General features: G+C 47.6%; 24 protein-coding genes. 18 read left to right on the top strand and 6 right to left on the bottom strand.

Annotated elements, in window-relative coordinates; translation table 11 throughout:
• Window positions 1-231 precede the first annotated feature (231 nt).
• Entirely contained in the window at window positions 232-942 is a 711-nt protein-coding gene (locus ACO0LE_RS17965; RefSeq protein ID WP_422961713.1) for a queuosine precursor transporter, read from the top strand.
• A gap of 77 nt (window positions 943-1,019) precedes the next feature.
• Window positions 1,020-2,312 (top strand): MFS transporter, encoded by a 1,293-nt coding sequence (locus ACO0LE_RS17960; RefSeq protein ID WP_422961712.1) that lies wholly within the window; start codon window positions 1,020-1,022, stop codon window positions 2,310-2,312.
• 57 nt (window positions 2,313-2,369) lie between these two features.
• On the opposite strand, the gene ACO0LE_RS17955 is transcribed toward ACO0LE_RS17960, so the two are convergent.
• From ACO0LE_RS17955 to ACO0LE_RS17945, 3 genes are all read right to left on the bottom strand, one after another.
• Entirely contained in the window at window positions 2,370-3,155 is a 786-nt protein-coding gene (locus ACO0LE_RS17955; protein ID WP_422961711.1) for an NRDE family protein, read from the bottom strand.
• Complete coding sequence (locus ACO0LE_RS17950; RefSeq protein ID WP_422961710.1) at window positions 3,146-3,433, bottom strand: DUF4936 family protein; 288 nt, start codon at window positions 3,431-3,433, stop codon at window positions 3,146-3,148. Before ACO0LE_RS17950 ends, ACO0LE_RS17955 begins: the two co-directional genes overlap by 10 nt.
• Before the next feature lie 172 nt (window positions 3,434-3,605).
• Window positions 3,606-4,661, bottom strand: coding sequence for a YgfZ/GcvT domain-containing protein (locus ACO0LE_RS17945; protein WP_422961709.1), 1,056 nt, complete (start codon window positions 4,659-4,661; stop codon window positions 3,606-3,608).
• Window positions 4,662-4,747: 86 nt separating this feature from the next.
• Between ACO0LE_RS17945 and mltG the strand changes: the two genes are divergently transcribed.
• The 15 genes from mltG (at window position 4,748) to ACO0LE_RS17870 (ending at window position 21,036) form a co-directional block, all read left to right on the top strand.
• Window positions 4,748-5,734 (top strand): endolytic transglycosylase MltG, encoded by a 987-nt coding sequence (mltG, locus tag ACO0LE_RS17940; RefSeq protein WP_422961708.1) that lies wholly within the window; start codon window positions 4,748-4,750, stop codon window positions 5,732-5,734.
• Window positions 5,735-5,837: 103 nt separating this feature from the next.
• Window positions 5,838-6,515 (top strand): dTMP kinase, encoded by a 678-nt coding sequence (tmk, locus tag ACO0LE_RS17935; protein ID WP_422961730.1) that lies wholly within the window; start codon window positions 5,838-5,840, stop codon window positions 6,513-6,515.
• Window positions 6,512-7,546 carry a DNA polymerase III subunit delta' gene (locus ACO0LE_RS17930; protein WP_422961707.1) on the top strand — a complete coding sequence of 345 codons (1,035 nt, stop codon included), beginning with the start codon at window positions 6,512-6,514 and terminating at the stop codon, window positions 7,544-7,546. Before tmk ends, ACO0LE_RS17930 begins: the two co-directional genes overlap by 4 nt.
• A gap of 10 nt (window positions 7,547-7,556) precedes the next feature.
• Window positions 7,557-7,946 carry a PilZ domain-containing protein gene (locus tag ACO0LE_RS17925; RefSeq protein WP_422961706.1) on the top strand — a complete coding sequence of 130 codons (390 nt, stop codon included), beginning with the start codon at window positions 7,557-7,559 and terminating at the stop codon, window positions 7,944-7,946.
• A 102-nt stretch (window positions 7,947-8,048) separates the two neighbouring features.
• Entirely contained in the window at window positions 8,049-8,555 is a 507-nt protein-coding gene (locus ACO0LE_RS17920; protein ID WP_422961705.1) for a GNAT family N-acetyltransferase, read from the top strand.
• A 197-nt stretch (window positions 8,556-8,752) separates the two neighbouring features.
• Window positions 8,753-9,667, top strand: a complete 915-nt coding sequence (locus ACO0LE_RS17915; RefSeq protein ID WP_422961704.1) for a 23S rRNA (adenine(2030)-N(6))-methyltransferase RlmJ — start codon at window positions 8,753-8,755, stop codon at window positions 9,665-9,667.
• 400 nt (window positions 9,668-10,067) lie between these two features.
• Entirely contained in the window at window positions 10,068-11,720 is a 1,653-nt protein-coding gene (locus tag ACO0LE_RS17910; RefSeq protein WP_422961703.1) for a 3-(methylthio)propionyl-CoA ligase, read from the top strand.
• Between the two features lie 117 nt (window positions 11,721-11,837).
• Entirely contained in the window at window positions 11,838-13,073 is a 1,236-nt protein-coding gene (locus ACO0LE_RS17905) for a branched-chain amino acid ABC transporter substrate-binding protein (protein WP_422961702.1), read from the top strand.
• A 95-nt stretch (window positions 13,074-13,168) separates the two neighbouring features.
• Window positions 13,169-14,116, top strand: coding sequence for a branched-chain amino acid ABC transporter permease (locus ACO0LE_RS17900; RefSeq protein WP_422956797.1), 948 nt, complete (start codon window positions 13,169-13,171; stop codon window positions 14,114-14,116).
• Between the two features lie 3 nt (window positions 14,117-14,119).
• Window positions 14,120-15,406 carry a branched-chain amino acid ABC transporter permease gene (locus ACO0LE_RS17895; protein WP_422961701.1) on the top strand — a complete coding sequence of 429 codons (1,287 nt, stop codon included), beginning with the start codon at window positions 14,120-14,122 and terminating at the stop codon, window positions 15,404-15,406.
• On the top strand, window positions 15,403-16,179 hold the full coding sequence (locus tag ACO0LE_RS17890; RefSeq protein WP_422961700.1) for an ABC transporter ATP-binding protein: 777 nt from the start codon (window positions 15,403-15,405) through the stop codon (window positions 16,177-16,179). Before ACO0LE_RS17895 ends, ACO0LE_RS17890 begins: the two co-directional genes overlap by 4 nt.
• Entirely contained in the window at window positions 16,176-16,877 is a 702-nt protein-coding gene (locus ACO0LE_RS17885) for an ABC transporter ATP-binding protein (protein WP_422961699.1), read from the top strand. Before ACO0LE_RS17890 ends, ACO0LE_RS17885 begins: the two co-directional genes overlap by 4 nt.
• 298 nt (window positions 16,878-17,175) lie before the next feature.
• The gene (locus tag ACO0LE_RS17880) at window positions 17,176-19,257 is read left to right on the top strand and encodes a 3-hydroxyacyl-CoA dehydrogenase NAD-binding domain-containing protein (RefSeq protein ID WP_422961698.1); all 2,082 of its coding nucleotides are present in this window, start codon (window positions 17,176-17,178) and stop codon (window positions 19,255-19,257) included.
• A gap of 9 nt (window positions 19,258-19,266) precedes the next feature.
• Window positions 19,267-19,395: a hypothetical protein gene (locus tag ACO0LE_RS17875; RefSeq protein WP_422961697.1), complete on the top strand. Its 129-nt coding sequence runs from the start codon at window positions 19,267-19,269 to the stop codon at window positions 19,393-19,395.
• Between the two features lie 39 nt (window positions 19,396-19,434).
• Window positions 19,435-21,036 (top strand): ABC-F family ATPase, encoded by a 1,602-nt coding sequence (locus ACO0LE_RS17870; RefSeq protein ID WP_422961696.1) that lies wholly within the window; start codon window positions 19,435-19,437, stop codon window positions 21,034-21,036.
• 140 nt (window positions 21,037-21,176) lie between these two features.
• On the opposite strand, the gene ACO0LE_RS17865 is transcribed toward ACO0LE_RS17870, so the two are convergent.
• The 3 genes from ACO0LE_RS17865 to ACO0LE_RS17855 all read right to left on the bottom strand — a co-directional run bounded on the left by ACO0LE_RS17865 (window position 21,177) and on the right by ACO0LE_RS17855 (window position 24,355).
• On the bottom strand, window positions 21,177-21,758 hold the full coding sequence (locus tag ACO0LE_RS17865; protein ID WP_422961695.1) for a hypothetical protein: 582 nt from the start codon (window positions 21,756-21,758) through the stop codon (window positions 21,177-21,179).
• Window positions 21,759-22,175: 417 nt separating this feature from the next.
• The gene (gene feoB / locus ACO0LE_RS17860) at window positions 22,176-24,065 is read right to left on the bottom strand and encodes a ferrous iron transporter B (protein WP_422961694.1); all 1,890 of its coding nucleotides are present in this window, start codon (window positions 24,063-24,065) and stop codon (window positions 22,176-22,178) included.
• The gene (locus ACO0LE_RS17855) at window positions 24,065-24,355 is read right to left on the bottom strand and encodes a FeoA family protein (RefSeq protein ID WP_422961693.1); all 291 of its coding nucleotides are present in this window, start codon (window positions 24,353-24,355) and stop codon (window positions 24,065-24,067) included. The genes feoB and ACO0LE_RS17855 overlap by 1 nt, the downstream gene beginning before the upstream one ends.
• Window positions 24,356-24,881: 526 nt before the next feature.
• Between ACO0LE_RS17855 and ACO0LE_RS17850 the strand changes: the two genes are divergently transcribed.
• Window positions 24,882-25,214 carry a hypothetical protein gene (locus ACO0LE_RS17850; protein WP_422961692.1) on the top strand — a complete coding sequence of 111 codons (333 nt, stop codon included), beginning with the start codon at window positions 24,882-24,884 and terminating at the stop codon, window positions 25,212-25,214.
• The last annotated feature ends 399 nt before the right edge of the window (window positions 25,215-25,613 follow it).

The raw sequence follows: 25,613 nt of genomic DNA, 5'->3' as shown, positions 1-25,613 counted from the left end.
ATGTAGTTATGTCGGATGAAGCAGGATTGCCGCAAAACACAGCAAAACAGCGTGAACCTCGTTAAGTGGTCACGCTGTTTTTGTATCTACGTTACTATTTAGCACATGCAAAATGAAAATTATTGTATTGCCAAGCGTATCCAATGATGACCTTGGATAATTTGATGAATAATCGATCTGATCCGAAATTTCGACAAACTGGCACTTAACATCAAAACGGAATACTGGCCAATGACACGCCCCGTTACTCAATATAAATACTACGATTTCGTCATGACGGCTTTTGTGACGGTATTACTTTGTTCGAATCTCATCGGTGCGGCAAAGGCTGCCGAAGTGACCTTGCCAATACTTGGTGCAGTGACTTTTGGTGCCGGCGTATTGTTCTTTCCGATCTCTTATATCTTCGGTGACGTACTGACAGAAGTCTATGGCTACGGACGAGACCGGCGCGTGATCTGGGCAGGTTTTGGTGTCTTGATTTTTGCCGGCATCATGTCGGCTGTGGTGTTATCTCTGAAGCCTGCAGCGGATCCTTTCAATCGCGATTATCAGACGCATCTGGATGCCGTATTCGGTAATACACCGCGCATTGTTCTTGGATCAATGATTGCGTTCTGGTGCGGTAGTTTTGTGAACAGCTATGTCATGGCCAAAATGAAAGTAGCAATGGCCGGTCGTCAACTCTGGATGCGAACCATAGGTTCGACGATTTGCGGTGAGTTTGTCGATTCGAGTTTGTTTTATGTGATCGCGTTTTACGGCATCTGGTCAAATAATCAGCTGATCTCGGTCATCATTGCGCAATACGTGTTGAAGACGAGCTGGGAGGTGATAATGACGCCGTTCACCTATAAGGTGGTCGCATTCTTGAAGCGAAAAGAGAACGAAGATTATTACGACAAGGATACCGATTTCAATCCTTTCAAACTCAAAGCCTAGGTTGATGAACGCTGCTGGCCCAACGCTCTTGATCCTGCGCCCCCGATCGATACACATGATGCACAGTTACAGATAAGATGAGCCGATTATCGTTTTCCGGATTACTGAATTACGGCCTTTTTGGCTTGCCACTAGCTCTGGTCGCCTTGCCGATTTATGTGTATGTGCCGCAGTTTTATTCAGCACGTTTCGGCCTATCGTTAACATTGATCGGCACTGCACTTTTGCTGGCGCGCTTGCTCGATGCTTTCATTGACCCGGCAATCGGCTGGTGGATAGACCAGAACCGGCACCGCCGATCGCATGCTCGGTATATTACATTCGCTTTGCCTGCGCTGATTTTTGGTTTTCTTGCTTTATTTCATCCATTGCCAGTCGCTAATTTTGCGCCGTTTTATTGGTTTCTCAGCTCATTGATGGTGGTGTATGCGGGCTTTAGTTTGGCAACAATTGCGCACCAAAGCTGGGGCGCCGCGCTGACTCAGGCGCCATTAGAACGGACGCGGCTGACGGCAGTGCGCGAGGCTTGCGGCTTGCTTGGCGTCATTTCAGCCGCAGCATTATCACAATTAGTGAGCATTGCCTGGTTGTCGACGAGTTTCGTCTTCACACTCTTGCTAGCGAGTAGCTTGCTGATCAGCTACGCACCCAGACCCGCTGCCAGTAATCCGCCGGATGCAGCGGAGCCGGAGTTTGGCAATCAAGATGGGGGGCGCTCTGGCGTTGCGCAGATATTTGCCTCACTGACATTACCATTTCAAAATCACTATTTCCGGCATTTATTTACTGTATTTGTCGTCAATGGTATTGCGGCATCGATTCCGGCGACTTTATTCTTGTTTTTTGCTAAAGACCGTTTGCAGCTTGAACATTTATCCGGCGTATTTTTGATCGTGTATTTCGTTGCTGCAGCCTTGTCTATGCCATTGTGGGTAATGGTGGCAGGCCGGTTGGGCGAGGCGAGAGCCTGGCTGTGCGGCATGGTGTTATCGATTGTCACATTTATGTGGGTATTTGGCTTGGGCGCGGGCGCAGCGACATCATTTGGTATGGTCTGCGTCTTATCAGGATTTGCCCTCGGAGCGGATCTGGCTTTGCCGCCCGCATTACTGGCCGCAGTCATCCGGCGTGGTGGCCATAGCGGACAAAGAGAGGGCGCCTATTTTGGCGCATGGAATTGGGCAACCAAGATGAATCTGGCGCTGGCTGCAGGAGTGTCATTGCCGCTATTGGATTATCTGAGCTATATACCCGGGACTTCCGATACTCAGGGCATATTTGCTCTCGGTATCGCTTATGCGATTTTGCCGTGCCTGCTCAAGCTGATTGCTGCGGTGTTGCTGTGGCGTGCGCCTTTACGCGATGTGTGAATGAAATTGCTTGATGCGAAGATATGCGAAAAATTTTTCGTGAAATACTGAGCAGGTCTAACGCAGTAGTTTTTCGTGAAATTCAGCCGGATGATGGCTGTGGATTTTTACCAGACTCGATACACGCGTTCCATAATCTGGGGACTCTATGCATGCCGCAGATAACAATCGCTCCATCTCAAAACTCACTCCGGTATCGGGCAGGCGGCAGTCTGGCGCTGGCGTCGTATTCGACAGCATTTCAAAGTAAGCCTCCTCAGGTGCGCGCTGGCAGAGCAGGCTGGCGAACTCGGCCTTGGTCTTGACAACCTTGGGCCATGGCGTATCCAGCGCAGCGTTAGAAATTCCATAAATACCGGGTGGCAGTGCCTGACCATTGCGCGGATCGTCCCGTTTGCGATTTGAAAACCAGATCAGATCATTGTCGTCGCCAACCAGCAGATTGAATCCATTGTAGTCATCGACTTTATCTTTGATGCTGGCAATATAATCCTGTGCGGATAGGGTGCCAGTCAGATAGTCTGAGACGAGTTTGCCACGTGACGGCGCATCCGTTCTTTTCTCAGACGGTGCACGGACATTCGTGATGGCGGCAAATTTCTTCATGGCAGTTGATTGTTCACCTGTATGACTCTCGCCACCACTATTGCTACTACGGCTGCGCACTTCAGCAACGCCCATCCACGTACCACCTGACTGCAAATCACGTCCTCCAAAAACATGCGGCGAGTTTTCCCACCAGATCGCCGGTGCGGCAGGACGGTCATAGAATTCGTCACGGTTACTGGCCACGATCAGAGGAGTGTGCGGAAGCAGCTTCCAGGCAAAAACGATCAGACACATGGAATCACCTCCATAAAAAACTCAGGATGACGCTCACCATCTATCAGTGGTATTAAGCGTGTCTGCTGTACCGCCACTGTCAGGCTGGCGATGAAGCTGTCGGGAACCTGGCGATAAATTTCCATCCAGGTATGCATGCCATTACTGATCTCCGGACGTCGTTGCAGTCCACCGCTGACGCCAGTCTGAGCATGTAGTGCGGCTTGCATACCGCGTACTTGCCCCATTACCTGATCCTGAAACTCCACCGGCACTTTGTAATAAATATAGCAATCCATACTTGTCATCCTCCATCAGTCCCGACAATCTCCCTGATAGAAATCTATTTATTATGATTATTTTATAGGGGGTATAGGAATTTATCAGCGTTATCCGCTTGTTTTACCTTCGTATTGGGGTAGTTATTTGCCATACTGGGGCTGAGTATATATTTATTCATCATTTTTAAAATCATGCTGTAACGTCAATCACCGGATACGGCAAGGGGAGGAAGGTCAGCGTGGCCCCGGTGCTAGATGTGAGGTGAATAGAGCCTGCCTCCTGATCAGCGACTTTGATCTCGACCAGGCACAGGCACTCATCCTCACTTACCCACTCGGCGTTCACAATCATGCCGCAAGCTTGCGCCGCCTCTTCACTTGTGAATACTTCGGTGCCTGGCATAATCGGCTGATCACCGTCATAAACGATGCGCGCCAGCGCCATGCGGCGCTTTAACTTGCCAAGATACTGGCTACGGGCGACGATTTCCTGGCCGGGATAGCAGCCTTTTTTAAAATTCACACCACCGATTAGCTCAAAATTCACCATTTGCGGCACGAAGTGTTCTTGTGTTTTATCGATGATCTGTGGGATTCCGGCTTGAATATTGGTCAGTCGCCATGCGCTTGCATCGACAATCGCCAGTTCTTTTTGCAGCAGAGGCCATATCTCTTGCCCGATCGCATTGCTGGTGCTCCATTGATAGCGAGCGATGTTATTGGCATCGCTGACTCGAATCAAGGTGCCGAATGGCGTCTCTATTTTTGAATATGCTTCGCGCGGCAATTCCGAAAACCAGCGTGACAAAACACTTGCTGCGGCAGTGCCGCCGAGGCCCAGCACAATCTGGTCTGTGCTGATATCCTGCAATTTTGCTTTTGCCCGCAAGATAAACATCTGCAAACGCTTGTGAATCGCTGGCCTGATAGACTGATGCAGCTGCAGCACGATACCTTCACTGGTTTTCCAGTACAGAAAACTGGCAATCATCCGACCTTTCGGTGAACAATAGCAGGCAAGCTTAGCCTGATCATCTTTTAAATGCTCAACATCATTGGTCAATTGATTATGCAAAAAAGTGGCGGCATCTTCACCCGTTGCCAGCAACAATGCCTGATCCGTCAGTGCCGCAACAAAGCCCGTTTGCAATGCTTGTGCAGTAGAGCTTTGCCAGACCGGAGGGCCATTCGTTTTGCTCTGTTGCGCTAAAAAATCCTGCCAGCTCGTCATTGTTTCTGTGTTCATGAAGTCTCGGTTTAAAATACGGGTCACAATTTTGATTATAGTGCGCTCCGGCAAAATGCGTTTGCCAACCACATCTCCTCTTTAGCATGGCATTCATAAAAAAACTTTTTATACTAGTGATTCTTCTTGGCGGTGCGGCGGCAGGCGGCATGATCTACTGGACCGGCCAGCCGATTCACGGTGGAACGGAAGCGATTGACTTCAACGTCAAAAACGGCAGCAGTGTGCGTAGTGCTGGCAAACAAATGCAAGAGGCAGGCGTACCACTGAACCCTTGGCTGTTTGAAATTCTCGCGCGAGCCACTGGCAAAGCGAACAAACTCAAAGCAGGTTCCTACGATATTGAAGCGGGCAAAACGCCCATGGATCTGCTGGACAAGCTGGTCAACGGTGACTTCTCATTCGCGTCTCTGTCGATCATTGAAGGATGGACGTTTCAGCAAATGCGCAAAGTCATTAATAGTCACCCATCAATCAAACATAGCACAGCGAGCATGTCCGATCGCGAGTTGATGCGTAAGGTCGATGCTGATTTTGCGCAGCCTGAAGGCTTGTTTTTCCCCGACACCTATTTATTCGCCAAGGGGAGTAACGATATGGAAATTTATCAGCAAGCGCATGCCTCGATGCTTAAAAAATTGAATGAAGCCTGGGCGAACAGAAATACCTTGTTACCGTACAAGACTGCATACGAAGCACTGACGATGGCATCCATTATTGAAAAAGAGACGGGTCAAAAAGCAGAGCGTACCTTGATTGCATCTGTTTTTATCAACCGCTTGCGAACAGGAATGTTGTTACAGACAGATCCCACCGTGATTTACGGCATGGGAGAACAATACAAAGGTAAAATCAGAAAACATGATTTGCTGACCGATACGCCTTACAACACATACACCCGCGCTGGTTTGCCGCCCACACCGATTGCCTTACCCGGTATCGCTTCGCTAATGGCTGCATTTAATCCAGCGAAAAGTGATGCGCTGTATTTTGTCGCAAAAGGAGATGGCACCAGCCATTTTTCAGATAATCTGACCGAGCACAATCGCGCCGTGAATAAATACCAGCGATGATGCCGATGATGCTTCAAGTATATGCGTCGCTTGTGCAACGGATTAAATAACGAATTGAGTGAATTGATAAAGTAGTATGAACACAAAAATAAAAACAGATCACATGGAAAACGGCACTGCACAAGACCCGGTCAAAGGTAAAAACACGGGTAAAAGTAAAGGTAAATTTATTACCTTTGAAGGAATCGATGGTGCCGGTAAATCCACCCATATTGCTTATGTCGCCGAATTATTGAAGCAGCATGGCAAACAAGTTATTTCTTCACGCGAACCGGGCGGAACGGCCTTGGGTGAAAAATTACGCGAATTACTATTGCAAGAAAAAATGCATTTGGAAACTGAGGCATTGCTCATGTTTGCCGTGCGCAGAGAACACATTGCCCAGGTGATTGAGCCAGCACTGGCCCGAGGTGACTGGGTTATTTCTGACCGATTTTCCGATGCAAGTTTCGCCTATCAGGGCGGTGGACGTAAGTTGGCGCTCGATAAACTGACTGCATTAGAGCAGTGGGTGCATCCACATCTGCAACCGGATCTGACCTTATTGTTTGATGTGCCGCTAGAGGTTGCCCGTGCACGTCTTGATGCGACTCGCGATCTGGATAAATTCGAACAGGAAAAAACCGATTTTTTTGCTGGGACGCGGGCGGAGTATTTGCGTCGGGCGGCAGAATTCCCCGAGCGTTTCCGTATCATCGATTCAAGCTTATCTATTCCTGAAATCAGAGCGCAACTCGATATCTTAATTGCCCAGTTATGTAAGGATGCGACTTACTCATGACGCATCCTTTGTTTCACTGGCAAACAGACGCATGGCAGCAACTGAATTTGCTGCGTCAGCGCATGCCGCATGCCGTACTCTTGTATGGACCCGAGGGCATAGGAAAAACCGTATTTGCCGAACATCTAGCGCAATCCCTGTTATGTGAATCGCCAACACCGGATGGCCATGCTTGTGGAAAGTGTGCTTCTTGTGGTTGGTTTGGGCAATACAGTCATCCCGACTATCGCCGCGTCCGCCCAGAATTGCTGGATGAGGAAGATAATATCGCCAGCGAAGCGGATGCGCCGGAGCCAGAAAAAAAAGCTAAAGCGAGTAAAGCGCCGTCCAAAGAAATCGTTATCAATCAAATCCGGGCCTTATCGGATTTTATGAATATTTCTACGCATCGCCAGGGAAGGCGTGTGATCGTATTGTATCCAGCCGAGGCCTTGAATATTCCGGCCGCGAATGCCTTGCTCAAGTCGCTGGAAGAACCTAATCCGAATACCGTTTTTATTTTGGTATCCAATAGTCTCGATAAATTACTGCCGACAATTTTGTCGCGTTGTCATAAATTCGCGATGGGAGTGCCAGATACCGCACAAGCTCTGGCCTGGCTGAAAACACAACAGCTCGCCGATGCCGAAACCTGGCTGGCGCAGCAGGGCGGGGCACCGCTCTCGGCGTTGCAAATGGCACAATCAGAAGACCGTGCTGAATTCGATGATTTTTTACGACAGTTATGCAAACCCGGTGTCGAGTCGAGTTTGAAAATTGCAGAAAAAATGCAAAAATTAAATGTACCTAATACGGTGGCGTGGCTACAGCGGTGGTTGTACGATATTTTTTCTTTTAAACAAACGGGCAGAATCCGGTATCATCCACGCTATCAAAAAGAGTTGGCGGCACTGGCAACACGGGTAGACACTCCGGCGTTATTGCAGGTGATTAAAAACACGAATGAGCGGCAAGCGATAGCCAGCCATCCGTTGTCAGCCAAACTCTTTATCGAAGACATGCTGCTGGATTACTCTTCACTATTTCACTGAAAGCTTGTTTATGGCCGACTTACCAGCCGATCTTAGTGCTCCCCTGAACATGCCAACACCGGCACGTCCGTCCGTTTTATCACTGGCGATTAAAGAAAAAGCGGCGTTGTATTCTGCGTATATGCCATTTTTAAAGAACGGCGGTATTTTTGTTCCGACGAACAAAAGCTATCGTTTAGGCGAAGAAATTTACTTGATTCTGACTTTATTGGATGATCCGAATAAATATCCGATCGCTGGCAAAGTCGCTTGGATCACACCGGCAGGTGCAGGTAATAATAAGTCACAGGGAATTGGAGTTCATTTTCCTGATGATGAAAGCGGCACCCGTATTAAATTGCGTGTAGAGGAATTACTAGGTGCAGCGATTCGCTCATCCAGGGCAACGCATACTTTGTAATGCAATGCTGACCAGCGCTTTTCAGGTCACGCGCTCATATCATTGCTAAATTTATTCTTTTTATAGTTATATTATTTTTGCTATTTGTTCCCCATATTTTCCATGACCGGATTTGTCCCATCACATCGCATCGCGTCTTTTGACGATTTACCTGCTATCGTCGCCATCTACAACTCAACCGTTGCATCGCGTCAGGTAACCGCAGACACAGAGCCCGTCACCGTTGAGTCGCGCTATGCGTGGTTCAATGAGCACACCCCGGACAAGCGGCCTTTATGGGTGATTGAGCAAGACGGTCAGATCCTCGGCTGGCTGTCTTTCTCTAATTTTTATGGTCGTCCTGCGTATTCGGGTACAGCGGAATTGTCGATTTATTTGCATGAAGATGCCCGTGGCAAAGGATTAGGGCGCTACCTTTTGACGGAAGCAATCGCTTTCGCTCCGCAAATTAAAGTACATACCTTGCTCGGTTTTATTTTTGGACACAACACGCCTAGCATGAATTTGTTTGCAAGCTTCAATTTTGAAATCTGGGCCAACATGCCTAAAGTCGCCAATTTGGATGGAGTTGAACGTGACTTGATTATCATGGGCAAACGGATTGCCTGATCCTGGCAGGCTTGTTAGATATAGATATCAATGTTTCCACGGGTAACACGTGTGAAAACATAGTCTGAAGCTCTTTTAAGCCTGTACATGCGTAAAAAGAGTAAAATCCGGCATCTTATTACGCACATTACGCATCTTACTTACATGGCTTGCTTTCTTTTCAGAGGCAAGCCATCGATTTTTATAGGAATTCCACCATGCTGAGCTATCGCCACGGCTTCCATGCCGGTAATCACGCAGACGTTCTCAAGCATTTCGTCACGATTCAATTACTCAATTATTTAGGCCAAAAAGATACTGCCTACACGTATATTGACACTCATGCTGGGGCAGGTTTGTATGCGCTTGATGGCGGTTATGCGACTAAAAACGCGGAATTTGAAACTGGCATCGGTCCTCTTTGGGATCGTAAAGACTTACCAGCGTCACTTGCCGAATATGTCGATCTGGTCAAAGAGCTCAATCCCAGCGGCAAAATGCGCTATTACCCGGGTTCACCTTATTGCGCCGAGAAGATTTTGCGCGAGCAAGACCGTTTGCGTTTATTTGAATTACATCCTAGTGAAATTAAAATTCTCGCTGAAAATTTCCGCAAAATTGTTGCCCATTCAGCAGCACAGGGACATCGTCCCACCACTCGTGGCAAGCGCGTCATTATTACTGCAGGGGATGGTTTTGAGGGGTTAAAGGCTTTATTGCCACCGCCATCAAGGCGCGGTCTGGTCTTGATTGATCCGCCTTACGAGGTCAAAGACGATTACCGACGTGTCAAAGATACGGTAGAAGATGGCTTAAAACGGTTCCCAACGGGCGTATTTGCTGTCTGGTATCCAGTATTGAATCGGCCGGACTCAAAACAGTTGCCTGAGCGGCTGAAGCGCTTGCAAGCCAACGGCTGGCTGAATGTAACCTTGTCCGTCAGCGGCCCGTCTCCTGACGGATTCGGTCTACATAGCAGTGGCATGTTCATCATCAATCCGCCCTGGACTCTGGAGGCAAGTTTGCGCGAAGTGATGCCGTATTTAGTCAAGGTATTGGGTCGCGATGCGGGAGCAAGTTTTAGCATCGATTCTGGCGAAACGCAGACAATAGGGCGCGCACGTAAAAAATAAAACGTATAAAAACCGAATTTATGCGATTGTTAGTGCTCATTACATACTCATCAAGTACACATCGAAACCAAATTGCCGGAACAGAAATGTTATCGGCAATTTTTTCGTCTAAAAAAACTGTCAGAAAAAGACGGGAAAATGTCTCAAATTGTTGAATTGTTTTTGCTCTATGTTGCACTGCAATTTCAGTATCGACGATAAATTGATTGATTCCTCTAACTAGAATTTGAATGGACAACTATTTACATCAAAAAGATGGTGCCATGCAGCATAAATAAGGATTGACGAATTAGTACGGTCGTACAAAAATCGTTACAAGAAAATTTAATTTGGTAAAAAGCAGATAAAAACGATCTAATTGTTGAACTAGTTCAGATGACAACATAATTCAGGAGAACAGATGTCGGAGTATCAACAAAGCCCGGTCATGGGCCAGATGATGAGCAAGCCTTTGCTCATTTCAAGCATTATCGAACACGCAGACCGGTATTTTGGCAGCAATGAAATTGTTTCCCGCCGCGCAGAAGGTGACATCCATCGCTACAACTATCGCGAATGTCATCGTCGCTCTAAAAAACTAGCGAATGCCTTTAAAAAAATGGGTATCAAAATCGGTGACCGTATTGCTACGCTAGCGTGGAATGGCTACCGCCATATGGAAGCTTATTACGCTGTATCAGGTTCCGGTGCCGTGTTGCACACGATCAATCCTCGCCTGCATCCGGAGCAAATTGCCTACATCGTGAATCATGCAGAGGATCAGTATCTGCTGTTCGATATCACGTTCCTGCCTATCGTGAAAGCGGTCGCCAGCCATTGCCCCACCATCAAAGGTTTTATCATGATGTGTGATCGTGAACATTTGCCTGCCGATGGATCGGTTCCGAATTTGCTTTGCTATGAGGACTTGATTGACGCAAATGCCGATGATTTTGTCTGGCCCGAGTTTGACGAAAACTCTGCGTCCAGTCTTTGCTATACCTCTGGCACTACCGGTCACCCCAAGGGGGCACTGTATTCACACCGCTCGACGGTTCTGCACTCCTATGCGTCTGCCATGCCAGATGGTCTGAATGTATCAGCACGGGATTCTGTCTTGCCTGTGGTACCCATGTTCCACGTCAATGCCTGGGGCCTGCCATATTCGGCACCGCTAACCGGAGCAAAATTAGTATTTCCTGGCCCGGCGCTGGATGGTAAGTCTTTGTATGAGTTGTTTGAACAGGAGAAAGTCACTTTCTCGGCAGGAGTTCCTACCGTATGGCTAGGTTTGCTGACCTATGTCGCACAAAATAATCTCAAATTCTCGACCTTCAAACGCACGGTTATCGGCGGCTCGGCCTGCCCGCCTGCTATGATGAAAACATTACGCCACACCTACGGCGTTGAAGTCGTGCATGCCTGGGGGATGACAGAAATGTCGCCATTAGGTACCACCGGCACGCTTCAGGCCAAGCACATGACATTGTCCGACGATGCACAGCAAGCCATCCTTGAAAAACAAGGTCATGCCATTTTTGGTGTGGACATGAAGATTGTCGATGACGCAGGTAAAGAGTTGCCGTGGGACGGTAAGACTTATGGTAACTTGCTTGTCAAAGGTCCCTGGATTATCAGTAGTTATTTTAAAAACGAGGGTGGCGATATTCTCGAAAACGGCTGGTTCCCAACGGGTGACGTAGCAACAATTGATGCTGATGGCTATATGCAGATCACAGATCGCAGCAAGGACGTGATTAAGTCCGGCGGTGAATGGATAGGCACGATTGATCTGGAAAATGTAGCGGTATCGCACCCAGCCGTCCTGCAGGCAGCATGTATCGGCGTATTCCATCCGAAGTGGGATGAAAGACCCTTATTGCTGGTAGTGAAAAAACCGGGGGCAGAGATAGAAAAAGAAGAATTGCTAAAATTTTATGACGGGAAAATAGCAAAATGGTGGACACCAGATGACGTCGTTTTCATCGACGCACTGCCACTGGGAGCAACGGGGAAAATTTTGAAAAACAAGCTAAGGGATCAATTTAAAGACTACAAATTGCCAACCGCCTGATTGTGATCAAAGAAGGGAAAGTGACATGTTAGATCAACACTTTCCAACAAAAAAGCACGTAAAAAAAGTAAAAAAGTAATTTCCATAAACATCCACAAAAATACTGGAGTGAGACAAATGAAATTTCAATTACGTACATCTGTTTTAGCAATTGCCCTGGCATTGTCAGCACCGCTTGCGATGGCTGATACCATCAAGATCGCCTATATCGATCCACTGTCCGGCCCGTTTGCCCCTGTTGGTCAAAACATCCTGAATTCTTATCAGTACATTGCTGAAAAAGCCAATGCCGAAGGCTGGGCTGGCCCGCATAAATTTGAAGTCGTTGGCTTCGATAATAAAGGTAGTCCGCAAGAATCCTTGAGCGTACTGAAAACCGTGATTGACAAAGGCTTCCGTTATATCACCCAGGGCAATGGATCCGGTGTTGGCCTGGCGTTGCTTGACGCTGTCAACAAACATAATGAGCGCAATCCGGGCAAAGAAATCATTTATCTGAATCATGCTGCGGTTGATCCGGACATGACCAACGGTAAATGCAGCTTCTGGCATTTCCGTTTTGATTCCAACTCTGACATGAAGATGGAATCGCTGACCACCTACATGGCGCAGGACAAGAGCATTAAGAAGGTCTATATCATCGGCCAGAATTATTCTTTTGGTCATCAGGTTACTCGTGCCGCTAAAGAGTATCTGGCACGCAAACGTCCTGATATTCAAATTGTTGGCGACGACTTGCATCCTATCGGGCAGGTCAAGGATTTTTCTCCTTACATCGCCAAGATTAAAGCGTCTGGCGCCGACACAGTAATTACCGGCAACTGGGGCGCGGATCTGGCTTTGTTGATTAAATCAGCGAAAGATGCTGACTTAAAAGCAAATTTCTTTACTTACTACGCATCGACCACAGGTGTTCCAACAGCGATGGGTCCTGCTGGTGTCGATCATGTGAAGTACGTTGGCTACTGGAATGCTAACAACGAAACCTTTGCAGGTAAGGATATAGTTGAAGGATTCAAAGCCAAGTACAAAGACGACTACTATTCCATGGCGACCTATTCTGTTCTCGCCTATATGGGTAAGGCAGTAAAAGACGCTAAATCCATTGAACCGGCAGCAGTGGCAATTGCCTTGGAAAACTCCAAAGTTAAAAGCCTGAACGGTGACACCGTTATGCGTAAATTGGATCACCAGATTCAACAACCACTGTATATCGCTACATGGGTAAAAACTAATGGCAAAGATGTGAAATTTGACCAGGAAAATACAGGTCTGGGCTGGAAGACGAATCAAAAAATTGATGCCTTCGTTGCTACTCAGCCTTCGTCTTGTCAGATGAAACGTCCTGGTTAATCGGCAAAATCTGAGAGGGAGTTGCATTTCGATGCGCTCTCTTTTTTTTCATAAAAATAGTACGATCGTTCAAGATTTTAAAAAGGATCTTTGCTGTGGAATTCACATTGATCACCTTGCTGAACGGCGTCAGCTATGGATTGCTGTTGTTTATGCTTTCCTCTGGTTTGACGCTGATTTTCAGTATGATGGGCGTGCTTAATTTTGCTCACGCCAGTTTTTACATGTTGGGTGCCTATTTTGCTTACGGCATCAGTGTCAAATTAGGTTTCTGGCCAGCGCTGTTTCTGGCGCCGCTGATAGTCGGTTTTCTCGGTGCGATGGTGGAACGCTACGGACTGCGTTCAGTACACAAATACGGACATATCCCGGAACTGCTATTCACTTTTGGTTTGTCTTACGTGATTGTGGAACTGGTGCAGTTGATCTGGGGGCGCTCAACCGTGCCATATCCTATTCCGGCTGAGCTTGATGGTCCTTTATTCACCTTGTACACCACGACCTTCCCTATGTACCGCGGCTTCATGATGTTTGTCGCTTTGCTGATGCTGGTTGCGATCTATTTATTGCTAACCAGGACAAGGATAGGTCTTGTGATTCAGGCGGCATTGACACATCCGGATACGGTAGAAGCCCTGGGGCACAATGTCCCTCGCGTGTTTATGCTTGTGTTTGGCGGCGGTTGCGCCTTGGCCGGATTGGCAGGTGTGGTCGGTGGCAACGCCTTTGTTACCGAGCCTGGTATGGCGGCAACACTGGGTAGCATTATTTTTGTGGTCGTGGTGGTCGGTGGCATGGGGTCTCTTGCCGGTGCATTTGTCGCTTCTATCCTGATTGGCGTACTGCAAACCTTTGCCGTGGCGCTTGATTACTCTTTCGTCACAGTTTTTGCGAAATTGGGCACACAGATTTCCGCTACTGCACCCGGCTATTCGATGCTCAGCCTGACGATTGCTCAGGTCGCACCGATCATGCCTTACCTGCTATTGGTGCTTATCCTTATTTTCCGGCCAAAAGGTTTGCTGGGTACTCGCGAAGGATAAAAAATGACAAAAACATTGACTTATAAACCGCTGAATCTGGCGCGCTGGATCATCTGGCTTGGCTTCGCAACGATGTTGGTCATTGCGCCGCTGATTTTTAAATCAGGCGGATCGCTTTCACTATTGTCCCAAATTGGCACGCTGATGATTTTTGGCTTGTCCTTCAATATGCTGTTAGGGCAGGGCGGCATGCTGTCGTTCGGCCATGCCGTTTATTCTGGACTGGGCGCTTTCTTTGCGATCCACGCGATGAATCTGGTGACCGATGGAACGATCATGTTTCCCATTACACTAATCCCATTAATCGGTGGTGTTGCTGGTATGTTTTTCGGCATTTTGTTTGGTTATGTTACGACGAAAAAATCTGGCACGACCTTTTCGATGATCACTCTGGGTATGGTCGAACTGGTATTCGCCAGTTCATTAATGTTTCCAAGTTTTTTTGGTGGTGAAGGCGGCATTTCTACTAATCGCGTGATTGGCAAAGCTTTTCTGGGTATTACCTATGGACCCCAGATTCAGGTGTATTACCTGATTGCAGCGTGGCTGTTTATCAGCACGATTGGCATGTACGCCTTTACACAAACTCCGCTTGGTCGGCTCGCGAATGCGGTCAGGGATAATCCAGAGCGCGTTGAGTTTGTCGGTTACAACACGCAATGGGTTCGCTATCTGACCTTGATTTTGTCTGCTTTTTTTGCCGGCATTGCAGGTGGACTGTCGGCCATTAATTTTGAAATTGTAAGTGCTGAAAACGTCAGCGCCATTCGCTCTGGCGCTGTGCTTTTGTTCACGTTTATCGGAGGTATCGGCTTCTTCTTTGGCCCGATGATCGGCGCGGTAATCGGCGTTGTGTTGACGGTGATGCTGTCTGATTTCACCAAAGCCTGGCAACTCTATCTTGGCATTTTCTTCATCATCATCGTGATGTATGCGCCGGGTGGTATCGCCAGTATATTGATGCTGAATCTGCGGGTTGCCAAATTTGGTTTGTTCAAACGGGTCTGGCCATCCATGTGGAAACTTGTTCTGGCAACCACAATTGCTGTGTTTGGTACAGTGATCGCAATCGAAATGCTGTATCAGCGCACTTTGGAAGCATCGCAAAATTCTACCGTCAACTTATTTGGTGTAATGGTCGATACGGCACAACCTGCTGCATGGCTGACTGCCGGGGCATTGATTGCCATCGGCGTCGTGGGATTCGTTATTACCAAATCCAGCTTTACACAAAAATGGGGCGAAGTCAGCACCGAAATTGAAGATCAAATGAGGAGGGTGCAATCATGAGTGTGACTTCATTGTTCTCTCTTGAGTTAAAAGATGTCAGAAAGACTTTTGGCAAATCTGAAATCATCCGAGGTGCCAATTTGCAAGTGCCAAAGGGCGAGCGGTTTGCAATCATCGGGCCAAACGGTGCGGGAAAATCGACCTTATTCAATCTGATCTCTGGCCGTTTTCCCATCAGCTCCGGTGATATTTTATTGAATGGCGAGAGTATCTCCACATTACGTCCGTTTGAGATTAACCGTCGTGGCTTATCACGCAGTTTTCAGATTACAAATATTTTTCATCGCTTATCGGTGTACGAAAATTTACGCTGTGCGGTACTGTGGTCGCTCGGCTATAAATATTCATTCTGGCATCGACTCAATGGTTTGAAAGATGCGCATGAACGGGCTGAGGCCGTATTGGAGCAAATCGGCCTAAAACGCCGGCGTGACATCACAGCAGGCTTACTGACTTACGCGGAACAACGTGCATTGGAAATTGGTATCACTATTGCTGGCGGCGCTGACGTCATCTTGCTCGATGAACCAACTGCTGGTATGAGCCGGTCGGAGTCTGATGCTGCCGTTGAGCTGATCCGAAAAGTTACCGTCGGCAAGACGCTGTTAATGGTCGAGCATGATATGAGCGTGGTGTTTGGCCTTGCAGATAAAATCGCCGTTGTCGTATATGGCGAAGTCATTGCCTACGACACACCTGTCAATATCCGGAATAATCAAAAAGTTAAAGACGCATATCTGGGTGGTCATGCCCCGTTGGAGGCCGCAGCATGAGTACATTATTAGAAATCAAAGGCCTCAATGCTTTCTACGGTAAAAGCCATGTCCTTCATGGTGTTGATCTTGTCGTCAATCAAGGCGAAATCGTCAGTTTATTGGGGCGCAACGGTGTCGGTCGCTCAACTACCGTCAAAGCCGCGATGGGGCAGGTTGACTCAACTGGGTCGATTAAGTTTAAGGGTGAAGAGATTATCGGCCTGAAAGCTTTCCAGATCGCCCACAAAGGCTTGGGTTATGTGCCGGAGAATCGCGATATTTTTCCGACCTTAACCGTGGAACAGAATCTGATTCTGGGGGAAAAGTCAGGTAAAAAATCGCGCTGGTCGCTGGACGATATGTACAAAATGTTCCCGCGCCTGAAGGAGCGTCAACATACTGCGGCGGGCGTACTGTCTGGCGGCGAACAACAAATGCTGACCCTATGCCGTACGCTGATGGGAGATCCGGACCTGATCATGATTGATGAGCCGACTGAGGGGCTGGCACCTAAGATCGTCGAATTAGTTGCCGAATATCTCAAAGAACTTAAAAATCGTGGCATATCCGTGTTGCTGGTTGAGCAAAAACTCGCGATCGCACTAGAAATCTCGCAAAGGGTCTATGTCATGGGGCACGGCAGTATCGTGTTTGAAGGAAGTCCCGCCGATTTGCGTGCCAATGAAGCGACTCGTAAAGAGTGGTTAGAGGTATAAGAATTAGTTTAGTGTTATGCTTAATATACTACCCACCTGTATATTTTAAGACGCCATGTAATACAAGTGGTATCGGCATATTTCCCATAAAATAATGGGGAGTATGCCTTTTTTAAATGAGTAAAAAATTTCCCCTAAAAATAATACGACCGTACTTTTTTGCGGTATAGTAGAGATGACGTAAAAACTCGCAGACAGCATTCTGGTCAGCAAGCGGCATTCAATTTACCTATTTTAGTAGGGTGCCAATGAGACGCTTGTACAATCAAAAAACGTATTTCAACCCTTAGGAAGAGACATGAGCGCGGAATATCAAGTCAACGGCAATGTTGCCGTCATTACCCTCAACAATCCCCCTGTTAACGGTTTAGGTCACTCGACACGCAGCGCGATTGTCGAAGGCATGAAGCAGGCTCTAAATGACGATGCAATTAAGTCCATCATCATTACTGGCGCTGGCAAAGCGTTTTCGGGCGGCGCCGATATTAAAGAATTCAACTCACCAAAAGCATCAGCAGAACCGTCGCTGCATACCGTAATCAATATCGTTGAGGGTTCTACTAAGCCGGTTATCGCTGCGATACACAGCGTGTGCATGGGTGGCGGACTAGAACTTGCACTGGGCTGCAACTACCGCGTAGTGACGCCAGGTGCGCAAATCGCCCTGCCTGAAGTCAAGCTCGGCATTCTGCCAGGCGCCGGCGGCACACAACGGCTGCCTCGCGTACTTGGCTTGGAAATGGCATTGAATATGATCGTATCTGGCACTGCGATACCATCAGAAAAACTCGCCAAAACCGCTTTATTTAACGAACTGATCGAAGGCGACCTGATGCAAGGTGCATTGGCTTTTGCCGCCAAAGTCGCAGACGTCCGTCCGCTGCCACGCGTGCGCGACATCAAGATCGATTATCCGAATTACGAAGCCTTCCTGCAGTTCTCACGCAATACCGTTCGCGCAATGTCCGGCCAGTTCCCCGCGCCATTGAAATGCGTCGAAGCCGTTGCTGCGTCTGTCACCAAAAAATTCGATGATGGTATTAACGTAGAACGAGATCTGTTTCTCGAATTAGTACAAACCACAGAATCCAAAGCATTGCGTCACGCCTTCTTCGGCGAGCGTGCAGCGAGCAAACTGCCTGATGTGCCGGAAGATACTCCAACCCGTCCGATCAAATCGGCAGCGGTCATTGGCGCAGGAACAATGGGTGGTGGTATTGCCATGAATTTTGCGAATGCAGGCATCCCGGTACAGATTCTGGAGATGAAACAGGAGGCTCTGGACAAAGGTCTGGTAACCATTCGTAAAAACTACGAAAACACAATGAAAAAAGGCAAGTTATCGCCTGAAAAATTCGAACAACGCGTTGGTTTGATTACCGGCACCTTATCTTACGAAGCGATTGGCCAAGCTGACATCGTCGTCGAGGCGGTATTTGAAGATATGGGCGTAAAAGAGCAAGTATTCAAAAAACTGGATGAAGTGATGAAACCAGGCGCAATCCTCGCCTCCAATACCTCGACACTGGACGTCGACCAGATCGCCAGCTTTACCAAGCGCCCGGAAGACGTTGTGGGCACGCATTTCTTTAGCCCGGCCAATGTGATGAAGTTGCTGGAAATTGTACGCGGCAAAAAAACTGCCAAAGACGTGCTTGCTACGACCCTGGCCTTGTCTAAAAAAATTAAGAAAACTGGCGTCGTATCCGGTGTATGCGACGGATTCATCGGTAACCGTATGATCGAGCAATATAGCCGTCAAGCGGGTTTCCTGATCGAAGAAGGTTGCACGCCGGAGCAAGTCGATAAAGCAGTTGAGAAAATGGGCTTTGCGATGGGGCCGTTCCGTATGGGCGATCTGGCTGGCAATGATATTGGCTGGTATATTCGCAAACGTCGCTATGTTGAGAAGCCACAAATCACCTATTCAAAAACAGCCGACCTGCTGTGTGAGATGGGTCGTTTTGGTCAAAAAACCGGCGCAGGCTGGTACGACTATAAAGCGGGCGATCGCAAGGCATATCCATCGCAGGTAGTGAATGACATGATCGTCAAACATTCTGCGGATCTGGGCATTGAGCGTCGTAAAATCACCGATCAGGAAATTATAGAACGCCTGATTTACGCACTAGTCAATGAAGCCGCTTATATTCTTGAAGAAGGTATTGCAACCCGTGCATCTGACATTGATATGGTCTATCTGACTGGTTACGGTTTCCCATTGCATCGCGGTGGCCCAATGTTTTATGCCGATACCATCGGTTTGCCAAATGTTGTCATGGCAATGGAACGCTATGCCAAAGGTCGTCATGGTGACGCCTGGAAACCGGCGCCATTGCTGGCAAAACTTGCTGCAGAAGGCAAAAGCTTTAATGGCTAATTAGCATCAATGAGCATTCCAGTCAGCGATTCGCTGGACTGGAATGCTCAGCAACTCAACAAAGAGCGCAGCTTAAACACTGCGCTCTTTGCTTTTGACGCCGCAGAAATAGAGGAGGTGCCAGTGACGATGTTATAATGTAAGGCTAGTTATAACTCTATTGCAAAAGGTTTTTCCGTGCTCTCTACCGCAAATATTACGATGCAGTTTGGCCCAAAGCCACTGTTCGAAAACATCTCTGTCAAATTTGGTGATGGCAATCGCTATGGCTTGATCGGCGCCAATGGCTGTGGCAAGTCCACGTTCATGAAAATTTTGGGCGGCGATCTCGATCAATCCTCGGGAACAGTCATGCTAGACCAGAATGAGCGCCTGGGTAAGTTGCGTCAGGACCAGTTTGCGTTTGAAGATATGCGTGTTCTGGATGTCGTCATGATGGGGCACACCGAGATGTGGGCCGCCATGTCTGAGCGCGACGCGATCTACGCCAATCCTGAGGCGACTGACGACGATTACATGAAGGCTGCGGATCTTGAGGCAAAGTTTGCCGAATATGACGGCTATACCGCAGAGCCAAGGGCAGGGGAGCTACTGCTTGGCGCAGGTATTCCTATTGATCAGCATCAGGGGCTGATGAGCGCGGTCGCGCCGGGCTGGAAATTACGTGTCTTGCTAGCACAAGCCTTGTTCTCCAATCCTGACATCTTGTTGCTTGACGAACCAACCAACAATCTGGATATCAACACGATTCGCTGGCTTGAAGATACGCTGAATGACCGTAACTCGACCATGATTATCATTTCCCATGATCGTCACTTTCTGAATCAGGTCTGTACGCATATGGCCGATATGGATTATGGCACCTTAAAAGTCTACCCAGGCAACTACGATGATTACATGCTGGCGTCCTCACAAGCACGCGCACAGCAAATGGCGAACAATGCAAAGGCCAAAGAAAAAGTCGCGGAATTGCAAGATTTTGTTCGTCGCTTTTCTGCGAACAAATCCAAAGCACGTCAGGCGACTTCCCGCGCCAAGCAAATCGATAAAATCAAGATCGAAGAATTTAAGCCTTCCAGCCGCCAGAATCCTTTTGTTCGTTTTGACGGAGAAAAGAAACTGCATCGCCTTGCAGTAGAGGTTCAGGGATTGATGAAAGCCTACGACCGCACCTTGTTTAAAAATGTCGATCTGATGATTGAAGCCGGCGAGCGCATAGCGATTATCGGTGCCAATGGTATTGGCAAAACAACCTTGTTACGCTGTATTGGCGGCGATGATATCGCAGGCTTACATGCGGATCGCGGCCTGGTGAAATGGGCAGAAAATGCCAATGTTGGCTATATGCCGCAAGATCCTACCGAAGAATTTGCCTCAGACAAAAACCTGACGGACTGGATCGGCCAATGGACACAAGAGGGCGACGATGATCAGGCGGTACGTTCTATTTTAGGTCGTTTGTTGTTTGGTGGCGATGACGTGAAGAAATCGGTCAAAGTGCTGTCCGGTGGTGAAAAAGGGCGCATGATGTACGGCAAGCTGATGTTGGGTCGCCACAATGTATTGCTCATGGACGAACCGACCAATCACATGGATATGGAATCGATCGAATCTCTGAATATCGCGCTGGAAAAATATGCGGGAACATTAGTATTCGTATCGCATGACCGTGAGTTTGTATCTTCACTGGCGACGCGGGTGTTGGAAATTAAAGAGAATGAAATTATTGATTTCCGTGGTTCGTATGAAGAATATCTGACGAGCCAAGGCATTGAATAAATGAGTGAAAAATAGGCGCATTCAACCGGATTTTTATACGACGGTTGATTACAGTTTGATTGAGATATAAAAAAGCCAGGAATTTCCTAGCTTTTTTGTTTTTCGTTATACGGCTAGTCATAGTATAAATCATCGATTACTTATTCATCGTCCGGCACTATTTTATCGACAAATGCAGGATCACCCGTGAACAATAATTGATCGAGGCGATCGCGCAGACTGCGCGCCATTTCTTTACCTTTTGCCTTCAGAATTGCCTCGATATATGTATTTCTTAAGGCACGAAAATCTTCAACTGTCGCAGCGCGCTCTACTTTGAGTTGAAGTGTAAAACCGCGCAGGCCAAGCGTACTTTTAATTGTTTCATTGAAAAATGTGTGCAAGGCTTGAATGCGTTTCGATTCATCCAGCAGGTCGGCTGGATTGATCGGGATATCTATATCAGCTACCGAACTTACAGGGGCGACAGGGGCTACACCAACAACGTTGACTTCAACCGGAGGGTCTGCAAACAAAGGCGCAGTGATAAACTCCTGATCCAGCAACTCTTGAATATGCTGCCCGGTCAATCCCAAGGCACTGACTTTTTTCAGCAACTCTTCTTCGGTTTGCTTACCGTCAATCATCACGAGCAAACTTCTCATTCGGGACGCGAGCTGATACTTGCGTGTCGCAATCTCTTCACGACCTTTGTCGCTTTTATCGTAGATAGTGTTGCGCATAGTGGATTTGTAATTGTGTCTCGGATACGCACCGATAGTCGCTGAAAGGAAAATTTATTGCAGCCAGTGATGCTTATAGTTGCCAACAGGATACATCAATTAACAGTGACTTTCCATGTTAATAAATAACTAAAATGTTATCTTCTTACAAATCTGATAGGCTTTTCAGTAGGACTATTTACAATATCTATAGATTGATTTTGCTCCACACTTTTACTAGCCGATGATTCGCAAGAACCGCAGGAAGAGCAGCCGCTTCCACATCCACCAGCGGGCGCACCGAGCGCAGACGCCAGCTTAGGCGAGTATGGCGAAATCCAGACCATCAGACCTTGCTTGATAGTCGAGGGCATCCACTTAATAATAAGATAAATGGATGCAGCAACTAAAATCAACATCGTGACCACAGTTTGCATATCAGCTTCCGAGGAAAAAGCGTGAGACGTTATAAGTGACGAAGGAGGCAAAATACGCCAGACCAAATAAATATCCAGCCATCAGAAGCGGGTAGCGCAGAGTATTCGTCTCACGCCTCACCACACTAAGCGTCGCAATACACTGCGGTGCAAATACATACCAGGCCAATAAAGATAGGGCAGTGGGCAATGACCAGGAGTGCGCAATTAATGGTTCCAGACTACTGGCCAATTCCTCTCCGGACTGAGATAAAGCGTAGACGGTACCAAGTGCTGCAACTGCAACCTCGCGTGCCGCTAAGCCAGGAACCAGCGCAATACAAATTTGCCAGTTAAAACCAATCGGCGCGAAAATAAGTTCCAATCCGCGGCCTAATAAACCTGCGATGCTGTAATAAATCGCAGGGTGATTCGCATTCTCTGGCGCACTGGGAAAACTGCTAAGGAACCACAGCAATACCATCAATGCCAGAATAATCGTCCCGACCCGGGTGGTAAAAATCTTGATTCGCTCCCACAAACCTAACACCAAGTTACGCGAGTTAGGGAAGCGGTAATCCGGCAATTCAAGCATTAAAGCCTGCTGCTCGCTGGAGCCCCATTTTTTCTTTAGCACAAACGCTACCGCCATGGCTGACACAATGCCAGCAAGGTAGAGTAAAAATAAAACTAAGCCCTGTAAACTTAACCAGCCCCCAATCATCTTAGGAGGTATAAACGCAGCAATGATCAAGGCATAAACCGGCAGCCGGGCAGAGCAGGTCATTAATGGCGCAATCATGATTGTGACCAGACGATCTCGCTGATTCTGTATTGTCCGTGTCGCCATAATGCCGGGAATAGCGCAAGCAAAACTTGACAATAAAGGGATAAAAGCCCGACCAGACAAGCCTACTTTACCCATCACGCGATCAAGCAAAAACGCGGCTCTTGGCAGATAACCCGAATCTTCCATCACCAGAATGAAGAAGAATAAAATGACAATCTGGGGTAAAAACACCAACACACTACCAGCACCGCCAATGACACCCTTGACGAGCAAACCTTGCAGCATTCCTTCTTGCATATTGGCTTCAACAAACGCACCCGTAGCATCTACAGCGGACTTGATCAAGTCCATAGGCAGTTGAGCCCATGCAAAGACTGCCTGAAAAACCAGGAACATCAACACCGCAAAAATGAGTGGGCCGACTACAGGATGCAAGACGAAGCTGTCTATCTTATAACTGAAATGATGATCCGTACTGGCAGCATAAGAGACGCAACGGTCCAGAATGGCATTCGCTTCGGCTTGAATTATTTCGGGAGATATCTGACTGAAATCATGCGCTGTATTTGCGACAGTGGTGGATGGCTGTTTTAGATGCTGGGCGAATACCTCCAGCTTATCCAGCAAAAGATCGATCCCTTTATGATCCACTGCGATAGTTTCAACGACTGGAATTCCTAATGATTCTTGGAGCAAATCAATATCAATAGCAATGTGACGCTTCTTCGCGACGTCCATCATATTGACAGCCAAGATCATTGGCATGCCGATATTTTTTAATTCCAGCGCAACTCTCAGGCCGCGCTTCAGATTTGTCGCATCCACCACGCAAACCACAACGTCGGGAACAGGCTCATCAGAACGCTGCCCGGTGATCACATCTTGAGTGATTTTTTCGTCAGGAGTAATTGCATTCAAACTGTACGTACCGGGCAAATCCAGCACATTCCAGAATCGACCGGCAGGGGAGCGAAACTTTCCTTCTTTACGCTCAATCGTGACACCAGCATAGTTCGCTACTTTTTGCCGCGCACCTGTCAGACGATTAAATAAAGCTGTTTTCCCACAATTCGGATTACCAACTAAAGCGACACGTGGCACTACCAATTCGGCATGACTCATTAAACAATTCCAGCCTTAGCAACACCGATAAAGGCGGCCTCAAATCGACGCAAAGCAAAAGTAGACTGACCAATCCGCACAGCAAGCGGCTCACCACCAAAGTAACCTTTGTGCAAGATTTTGACCGATTCGCCTTTTACAAAGCCCAGTTCTTTCAAGCGGCGAATCACATCAAAGCTCGTTTTTGACTGATCAGCTTGCGATCCGACAACATCAGTAACAACAGCAAAATCCCCAACCTTGAGGCTATCCAGGGTAACGGTATCAGTTTTTGCGGAAAAACTGCTCATAGTGATTTCCTTGCAGGCTAAAGCTAAATGATAATGATAATATATATCAATATGAATTAGCATTCAAGCGATAAGCAGGTTCGCAGTTGACAATCCGAAGATTACTTGCGCAAGAACAGATATGGGTAAGTTAATGGTTGAATTAGGAAGCCTTATCTGCAAAGTAATTTGGCAAAACCATGCCCCCCCGCATGTGTCGTACATGAGAGTAAACATTCTCGGTTCCAATGTTGCGCTGTTGATCTATGGCTCTTATATGATCAATTCGCGGCTAGATACTTTGTTGAGAAAAAGACGTAAAAAAGTATATTAATTTTGTTAATTTTATTGGTAAAATTAAAATTATTTTTTGTGTCTCTTTTGACCATTTAGTTATAACTATTATTTTCGAAGTATAACCAATTTGAGCAAGGCAACATCAGGGGTTTCCAGAGAAAAGAAACCGAAGAGCTCTTGTTTTATTACCGGTTAAATTTTCTTTTTGCAGATCAGACCACGTTAGACCCAGGAATCAAAAGGAGCAGCTATGCAAATTGATGATGGTGGTTTTAGGGGCGGCGCAACCGGCCAAGAAGCGGTAGCTGAACTCGGCGTACTACTTCGAGAAAAAGAAAAGACGAAGCGTCTGCTGATAGCAGCTGCGTGTCTGCTTTTCATCGTTGCGTCAATGGTTATCGTTTTTGCCCCCGCAGGTAAGGAAACAGCCTCAGTCATCTTAGGGGTGGTGCTGATAATTTTTGCATTGGGCGCTATTGGAGCTGCAGCGTTTAAAATTAAGGCCGGAGGCGTGGAAGTCAGCACCACAAATGAAATCCAAGTCGCCCCAGCGAAAAACGGAAGCTCAAAAACTCCAGCTTAATGCACCGTAAAACAAAGTAGGTCGTTTTGCCGTGGGCACCATGCTCAGACATCCCCAATCCGTACATCGCTGCACGAACAAGAGTTCATGCTGACTCAACTTTCGAACAAGCTTCGTCGGGCATGTAGACAGGCCAATGATGGTTGAGCAGGCCGTGGCCTACATTGACGAACATTCGCACGATGGGCGTCAATGTAGGCCCACGGCCTGTACTCTGAGGGGTTCCGGCGTCAGATAACTTGGGCGTTAAACATTTGCGCCGGACAGTATCGCCGGTAATCCCCCCATTTTTAGCGCGAGCTATGAGTAGAGGCTATGCGGCAAGTGCGAGTTTCTGTTTCGGGGTGATGCCGCCGATGCCCGTGTTGGGCCGGTCGTGATTGTAAGTCCATAACCAGC

The sequence above is a fragment of the Undibacterium sp. Xuan67W genome (genome assembly GCF_049340165.1).
Classification (GTDB): Bacteria; Pseudomonadota; Gammaproteobacteria; order Burkholderiales; family Burkholderiaceae_D; genus Undibacterium.
This window is presented reverse-complemented; position numbering and strand designations above follow the sequence as displayed.